The organism is Arthrobacter sp. ES3-54 (genome assembly GCF_029504395.1).
Lineage (GTDB): Bacteria > Actinomycetota > Actinomycetes > Actinomycetales > Micrococcaceae > Arthrobacter.
In genome coordinates, this window is record NZ_JAQFIF010000028.1 from 20,813 (window position 1) to 28,801 (window position 7,989).

The 7,989-nt window shown below is 66.9% G+C and carries 4 protein-coding genes; 2 read left to right on the plus strand and 2 right to left on the minus strand.

Going from position 1 to position 7,989, the window contains the following annotated elements:
- Positions 1-105: 105 nt before the first annotated feature.
- Positions 106-2,328, minus strand: a complete 2,223-nt coding sequence (locus tag M2428_RS22030) for an NADP-dependent isocitrate dehydrogenase (RefSeq protein ID WP_277528106.1) — start codon at positions 2,326-2,328, stop codon at positions 106-108.
- Between the two features lie 245 nt (positions 2,329-2,573).
- Between M2428_RS22030 and M2428_RS22035 the strand changes: the two genes are divergently transcribed.
- Positions 2,574-3,575 (plus strand): hypothetical protein, encoded by a 1,002-nt coding sequence (locus tag M2428_RS22035; protein WP_277528107.1) that lies wholly within the window; start codon positions 2,574-2,576, stop codon positions 3,573-3,575.
- Positions 3,576-4,662: 1,087 nt separating this feature from the next.
- Here the strand turns inward: M2428_RS22035 and purH are convergent.
- Complete coding sequence (gene purH / locus M2428_RS22040) at positions 4,663-6,348, minus strand: bifunctional phosphoribosylaminoimidazolecarboxamide formyltransferase/IMP cyclohydrolase (protein ID WP_277528108.1); 1,686 nt, start codon at positions 6,346-6,348, stop codon at positions 4,663-4,665.
- A gap of 151 nt (positions 6,349-6,499) precedes the next feature.
- On the opposite strand from purH, the gene M2428_RS22045 reads away from it, so the two are divergent.
- On the plus strand, positions 6,500-7,852 hold the full coding sequence (locus M2428_RS22045; protein WP_277528109.1) for an MFS transporter: 1,353 nt from the start codon (positions 6,500-6,502) through the stop codon (positions 7,850-7,852).
- The last annotated feature ends 137 nt before the right edge of the window (positions 7,853-7,989 follow it).

The window sequence follows — 7,989 nt, forward strand, 5'->3', positions numbered from 1 at the left end:
TTGCGGACTGGCAGCAAAACGCCCCGCCTCCCTTTCGGGAGACGGGGCGTTTTACGTGGCGACCAACCGGGCGATGCCGGAATGTTGCCTGCGCTGCGGCGGGGACTACTTGGTCAGCGTCGCTAGCACTTCGCTGAACTTCGCCGAGGGGCGCATGACCGCTGAGGCCTTGGCCGCGTCCGGACGGTAGTATCCACCGATGTCCACCGGGGAGCCCTGCACGGCCAGGAGTTCGCCGGTGATGGTGTCTTCGTTCGAGTTCAGCGCGTCGGAAACGGCGGCGAAAGCCGCGGCGAGCTCGGCGTCGTCGTTCTGGCGGGCCAGTTCCTGGGCCCAGAACTTGGCCAGGTAGAAGTGGCTGCCGCGGTTGTCGAGCTCGCCGGCCTTGCGCTTCGGGGACTTGTCCTCCAGCAGGAACGTGCCGGTGGCGCGGTCCAGGGTGTCGGCCAGGACCTGGGCGCGGGCGTTGCCGGTGCTGGTGGCGAGGTGCTCGAAGCTGACTGCCAGCGCGAGGAATTCTCCCAGGCTGTCCCAGCGCAGGTGGTTTTCCTTGAGCAGCTGCTGGACGTGCTTCGGGGCGGAGCCACCGGCGCCGGTCTCGAACAGGCCGCCGCCGTTGATCAGCGGCACCACGGAGAGCATCTTGGCGCTGGTGCCCAGTTCCAGGATCGGGAAGAGGTCCGTGAGGTAGTCACGGAGCACGTTGCCGGTCACCGAGATGGTGTCCTCGCCCTTGCGGAGGCGTTCCACCGTGAAGGCGGTGGCCTCGTCCGGGGACATGATGGCGATTTCCAGGCCCTCGGTGTCGTGGTCCTTGAGGTATTCCTCCACCTTGGCAATCATCCGGGCGTCGTGCGCACGGCCCTTGTCCAGCCAGAAGACGGCGGGTGTGGCGGAGGCGCGGGCACGGGTAACGGCCAGCTTGACCCAGTCACGGATCGGCACGTCCTTGGTCTGGCAGGCGCGCCAAATGTCGCCCGGGGCGACCTGGTGCTCGATCAGCACGGTGCCGGCGTCGTCGACGATCTGGACCGTGCCGGCTGACTGGATCTCGAACGTCTTGTCGTGGCTGCCGTATTCCTCGGCGGCCTGGGCCATGAGGCCGACGTTCGGGACAGTGCCCATAGTGGTGGGATCGAAGGCACCGTGGGCGCGGCAGTCGTCGACGACGACCTGGTAGATGCCGGCGTAGCTGCTGTCCGGGAGGACGGCGAGGGTGTCGGCTTCCTGGCCGTCGCGGCCCCACATGTGGCCGGAGCTGCGGATCATGGCCGGCATTGAGGCGTCGACGATCACGTCGGAGGGCACATGCAGGTTGGTGATGCCCTTGTCGGAGTCGACCATGGCGAGTTCGGGGCCATCGTTGAGGCCCTTTTCGATTGCTGCCTGGACGTCGCCGCGGATCTCCTCCGGGAGGCCCTCGAGGCCGTTGAGGATGGAGGCCAGGCCGTTGTTGGGGCTCAGCCCGGCGGCGGCGATCTGCTCGCCGTAGGTGGCGAAGAGGTCAGCGAAGTAGGCCTTGACGACGTGGCCGAAGATGATGGGGTCCGAAACCTTCATCATGGTGGCCTTCAGGTGGGCGGAGAACAGCACGCCCTCCTCCTTGGCCCGGACCACCTGGGCGGCGAGGAACGCATCCAGGGCCGCCGCGCGCATCACGGTGCCGTCGATGACCTCGCCGGCCAGGACCGGGAAGGCACGCTTGAGGACCTTGACCGTGCCGTCTTCCTTGACGAGCTGGATCTTGATGTTGGTGTCCGCATCGATCACCACAGACTTCTCGTTGGAGCGGAAGTCATCGGCCTCCATGTGGGCCACGTTGGTCTTGGACTCCGGAGTCCACGCGCCCATGCTGTGCGGGTTCTGGCGGGCGTAGTTCTTGACCGAGAGCGGGGCACGGCGGTCCGAGTTGCCTTCGCGCAGGACCGGGTTCACGGCGGAGCCCTTGATCTTGTCGTAGCGGGACCGGATGTCCGTCTCCTCATCCGAGGAGGGGTTGTCCGGGTAGTCCGGCAGCGCGTAGCCGTGGCCCTGGAGCTCGGCGACTGCGGCCTTCAGCTGGGGCACGGAGGCGCTGATGTTGGGCAGCTTGATGATGTTGGCTTCGGGCGTCTTGGCCAGGGCCCCAAGCTCGGCCAGGGCGTCGCTGAGGCGCTGCTCTTGGGTGAGGTAGTCGCCGAACGCGGCGATGATGCGGCCGGCCAGCGAGATGTCGCGGGTCTCCACTTCCACACCGGCCGTCGAGGCGAACGCCTCAATGATCGGCAAGAACGAATAGGTGGCCAGCATCGGCGCTTCGTCGGTGTGGGTATAGATAATCTTTGCCATTGCTCGGGCGTCTCCCTGAAGGTCTGGGTATTTCCGGAATCTTGTGTTATCTCAACACCCCTAACTTACCCGAGGTGCCCCCGTTGGTGCCTACCGGCGTCGTGCGCGGGCGGATGCGTGACCCCCCCACACGCCATAACAAGAATTGACAAGCGGCTTTACAGATTAGTCAAATTGCCGTAGTTTCGTTCCATCCAGCGGCCGCCAACCAGCGGCCGCCCCGCATTTCCACCGGTTAGGACACCATGAGAACACCCAAGACTCTGGCCACCAGCCTGCTGACACTGTCGGCCGCCGCACTGCTGGCCCTGAGTGCCGCGGGGGCGGCCACCGCCTCCCCCGCACCGGCCAAGGCGCCGGTTTCCGCCTCCGATGTTGCAAGCCACACCGTCACCGAAACGGGCACGGCCGGCTACTGGACCGCGGAACGCATGCGCAACGCCGTTCCCGGCGACGTCCTGGCCGACAAGGCCATGAAGCGCAATGGCAAAGCCGCGAAGCCCGCGACGGCACTGCTGGAGGGTGCCGCCCCGAGCACGGTCGAGGCCGCCGCTCCGAAGCAGCAGTCCCAGACGCTGCAGACCAAGGCCAATGCGAGCGAGACCCCCGTCAAGCACATCGGCAAGGTCTTCTTCACCCTCGGCGGGACCAACTACGTCTGCTCCGGCAACTCGGTCTCCTCCGCCAACAAGAGCACGGTCTCCACGGCGGGACACTGCGTGAATGAGGGCCCGGGCGCCTTCGCCACCAAGTTCACGTTCGTCCCGGCGTACCTCAATGGCGCGGCCCCGTACGGCATGTGGACGGCCAAGGCCCTCTACGCCCCCACCCAGTGGAGCTCCTCGGGCGACATGACCTACGACACCGGCTTCGCCGTCATGTCCACGCTCGACGGCCAGTACCTGAGCGACGTCGTCGGCGGCTCCGGGCTGCAGTTCAACGCCGCCCGCGGCCTGAGCTACAAGTCATTCGGCTACCCCGCCGCGGCGCCCTTCAATGGCGAATCCCTCAAGAGCTGCTCCGGGACCGCCACCAACGATCCCTACAACCCGCAGTTCAACACCCAGGGGATCCCCTGCAACATGACCGGCGGTTCCTCGGGAGGTCCGTGGTTCATCGGCACCAGCGCTACCGGCTACCAGAACTCCATCAACAGCTACGGCTACGGCAGCAACTCCACCAAGATGTACGGCCCGTACTGGGGCACAGTCATCCAGCAGGCCTACACCACCGCGGCCGCCTCCTAGCCTGAGGGCACGGGCCCCGTTCACGCGGGGCCCGTGCACCCGGCGTTGTTACCCAGCGTGCGTAAATGCCCAGCTTGTTACCCCAAGCGCGGGCACCCCGGCCTTGATAACCAGCCATGTTTGTTCAACCTTGTTTACCGCAGCCTTGTTTACCCCAGTCCTTGTTTCCCCAGCCTTGTTTACCCCAGTCCTTGTTTCCCCAGCCTCGTTACCCAACCCTTGTTACCCCAGCGTGGGGTCATTGCGGCCCCTCTTCAGCAGTGGGGAGGACGTGGTGGCCCCGCGCTGGCATCAATGGGCGACGGCGGATCACCGCTGGACATGCCCTCCCCACTCGCCAAGGCCCGGACATATACCCCCTGTGTCCGGGCCTTGGCGTGAATAATGAGCATGTCCCCCCGGCTGGTCCACCGCGCTCCGCGATGAATGAGCATGTCCCGCGGCAAGAATGACCATGTACCTGGCAAGAACGAGCATGTCCCCCGGTCGGCCCTGCCAGGCTCAGAGCTCACGGGACATGCCCTCCGCACACCCCTAGGCCTGGACGTATCCCCATATGCCCACTCCTTGCCGCGAAAATTGAGGCTGTCCCGCGGCCCTGGTCCTTTTCGCTCCACAATGAATGACCACGCCCCGGCAAGAATGAGCATGTCCCCCGGTCGGCCCTGCCCGGGTCAGAGCTCACGGGACAGGCCCTCCGCACACCCCGAGGCCTGGACATATCCCCTATATGCCCACTCCTTGCCGCGAAAATTGAGCATGTCCCAAGGCTCTGCAGCAGCTGCCTCTAGGCCTTCCAGCAAGAATGAGCATGTCCCCCGGGTTGGCGCCGCCAGGGTCAGAGCTCACGGGACATGCCCTCCGCACACCCCGAGACCTGGACATATCCCCTATATGCCCACGCCTTGCCGCGAAAATTGAGCATGTCCCGCGGAAAGAATGGGCATGTGCCGTGGTCCGGCCACCAACCCACTCTTTGGCACAAAAAATGGACATGTCCTCCGGATAAGGGAGGGCATGTCCATTCTTTGTGCGGCTTAATCGTGCCCGGCGGGCCCAGCCAGACCTCAGCGCACCGGACCGAAGCCTAGTGGAAGAAGTGGCGGGCTCCCGTGAAGTACATGGTGATGCCTGCGGCGTTGGCCGCGGCGATGACTTCCTCGTCCCGGACGGAGCCGCCGGGCTGGACCACGGCGCGGACGCCGGCATCGATCAGGATCTGCAGTCCGTCGGCGAACGGGAAGAACGCGTCCGAGGCTGCCACCGCGCCGCGGGCACGCTCGGGTGCTTCGCTGGCGTCGGCGCCGGCCGCGCCGCCGGCAGCGTCGACGTCGGACTCCACGGTGACGCCGAGGGTGTTGGCGCGCTCGACCGCAAGCTTGCAGGAATCGAGCCGGTTGACCTGGCCCATGCCGATGCCGACGGCGGCGCCGTTGTCCGCGAGCAGGATTGCGTTGGACTTCGCTGCGCGGCAGGCGGTCCAGGCGAACGCGAGGTCGGCCAGGGTGGCGGCGTCGGCGGCGTCGCCCGCGGCAAGGGTCCAGTTCGCGGGGGTGTCGCCGTCGGCGTCGACCTTGTCCGTCGCCTGGACCAGCATGCCGCCGGAGACCTGGCGGAACTCGGTCGGGTAGCGGCCGTATCCGTCGGGGAGGGCCAGGAGGCGGATGTTCTTCTTCTTGGACAGGATCTCCACGGCCTCCTCATCGAAGCCCGGCGCGATGACGACCTCCGTGAAGATTCCGGCGACGGTGCGCGCCATGCCGGCGGTGACCGTGCGGTTCGCGGCGATGACGCCACCGAACGCGGACACCGGATCGCAGGCGTGGGCCTTGGCGTGGGCGTCGGCGATGGCGTCCGGCGCGGAAGCTGAACCCACGGCCACGCCGCAGGGGTTGGCGTGCTTGATGATGGCGACGGCGGGCTCGGCGAAGTCGAAGGCGGCGCGCAGGGCAGCGTCGGCGTCGACAAAGTTGTTGTAGCTCATGGCCTTGCCGTGCAGCTGGTCGGCCTGCGCGATCCCGGCCGGGGCGGCCTTGTCCACGTACAGCGCGGCCTGCTGGTGCGGGTTTTCGCCGTAGCGGAGCACCTCGGAGCGTTCCAGGGCCAGGCCGGCGTAGGCGGGCCAGTCGATCACGCCGTCGCCGTCCTCGTCGCGGAACTGGCTGGCGGTCCAGGTGGCCACGGCGGTGTCGTAGGCCGCGGTATGCGCGAACGCCTTGGCCGCGAGCCGGCGCCGGGTCTTCAGGTCAAATCCGCCCGAGGCGGCCGCCTCCACCACGGCACCGTAAGACGACGGGTCCACCACGATGGCGACGGCGGCGTGGTTCTTCGCGGCGGAGCGCACCATCGCGGGGCCACCGATGTCGATCTGTTCGACGACGTCGTCCGGCGCGGCACCGGACTTCACGGTCTCCACGAAGGGGTAGAGGTTGACGACGACGAGGTCGAAGGGCTCGATCTCCATGTCCGCCAGCGTCTGCATGTGGGCCGGGACGCGGCGGTCCGCGAGGATGCCGCCGTGCACGCGCGGGTGCAGGGTCTTGACCCGGCCGTCCAGCATTTCCGGGGAGCCGGTGACTTCCTCGACTTCCTGCACGGGGATGCCCGCGGCGGCGATCTTCTTGGCCGTGGAGCCCGTGGAGACGATCTTGACGCCGGCGGCGTGTAGGCCTTGAGCGAGCTCCTCCAGACCGGTCTTGTCGTAGACCGAAATCAGTGCCCGGCGGATGGGAACTCGGTCGATGGATACACGGTCAAGCTGCGTGAAGCTCACAAAAGTCTCCGTCTTATATCGCGGCGGGGGCCGCGGGTGGTGGGGATGCGGCCAGTTTATCGCGTCCCGGCGCCGCGCCCTCCCGCGCGCCGGAGTGTGAAGCACACCCGGGCCGCGGCCGGGCCACGTAGAGTTTTCACAGGAGGCCAAGATGAACACGTACACCACTGTGCCCAGCGGCGAACAGGTGGTCCAGGAGTTGCCGTGGCGGTGGAAGGTCCAAGGCCGGATCTTCCTGATCGGCGGCCTGGGCTTCATGTTCGATGCCTGGGACGTCACCCTCAACGGCATCCTCATTCCGTTGCTGTCCAAACACTGGTCGCTGAGCCCGGGCGATGCCGCCTGGATCGGCACGGCGAACCTGATTGGCATGGCCCTGGGCGCCTTTGTCTGGGGCACCATCGCGGACACCATCGGCCGCAAGAAGGCCTTCACCGCGACGCTGCTGATCTTTTCGATCTTCACCGTGCTCGGCGCGTTCTCCCCCGATTTCATGTGGTTTGTCGTGTTCCGGTTCCTGGCCGGGTTTGGCCTGGGCGGCTGCATCCCGGTGGACTATGCGCTGGTGGGCGAGTTCACCCCGCGCAAACAGCGCGGCCGGGTACTCACCGCGATGGACGGCTGGTGGCCAATCGGAGCGGCCCTTTGCGGTTTCGTCTCCGCCGGGCTGGTCGCGGCCTTCGCGGACTGGCGGCTGACCATGCTGGTCATGGTCCTCCCGGCGCTGCTTGTGTTCTGGATCCGCCGCAGCGTGCCGGAATCCCCGCTGTTCCTGATCCGCAAGGGCCGCCGCGAGGAAGCCGCGAAGGTGATCGACGGCCTGGTCGAGGCCACCGGCGCCGAGGCCCGGGTCTACAGCCTGCCCGCACCGCAGGACGCGCCCCGCCTCTCGGCCGGAAGCGCGTGGACGCAATTGCGCGCACTGTGGCAGTTCAACTGGAAGATCACGACGGCGGCGTGGGCCCTGTTCTTCAGCATCCTGCTGGTCTACTACCTGTCGCTGACGTGGATGCCGCGGATCCTGATCGGCGCCGGCTTCGAGGAGTACAAGGCGTTCCTGACCACGGCGTCGATGGCCGCCGTCGGGCTCCTCGGCGTGGTGGTGGCCGCACTGCTGGTGGAGCGCGTGGGCCGCAAGTGGATACTGGCGATCACCGGCCCCCTGTCAGCGCTGACGCTGGTGATTGTGGCGATCGTGGTGGACATCCCCACGGCCGCGGTGTTCTGGCTCCTGGTGTTCGGCTTCGTGGTGCAGGTGGCCATCCCGGTGCTCTATGCCTATGTCTCCGAGCTGTACCCCACGGAGCTGCGCGGCTCCGGCTTCGGCTGGGCCTCGACGTTCTCCCGGCTCGGCGCCGGGTTCGGCCCGCTGGTCTTCGCGGCCTTCCTGTGGCCGGAACTGGGCCTCGCGACGTCGTTCGCGCTGGCCGGCGGCCTGGTTCTGATCTCCGTGCTGTGGATGGCGTTCTTCGCCCCCGAAACCAAGCAGCGCCGGCTCGAATAACGCCCCCCACCACCCGATGTGCTATCACTTCGGGCGGTTCTGAGCGCCCAAAGTCAACTGGTGGGAGCAACGCCGGGGATTAGGCTGCGTGCAGCAGCTGGTTCAGCCGGCTGGCTGGGGTTTCGAGGTTGAGGGTG

What these genes read in the sequence shown, in the direction of transcription:
- M2428_RS22030 (WP_277528106.1), bottom strand. Translation starts at nt 2,328, where the DNA reads ATGGCAAAGATTATCTATACCCACACCGACGAAGCGCCGATGCTGGCC.
- M2428_RS22035 (WP_277528107.1), top strand. Translation starts at nt 2,574, where the DNA reads ATGAGAACACCCAAGACTCTGGCCACCAGCCTGCTGACACTGTCGGCC.
- M2428_RS22045 (WP_277528109.1), top strand. Translation starts at nt 6,500, where the DNA reads ATGAACACGTACACCACTGTGCCCAGCGGCGAACAGGTGGTCCAGGAG.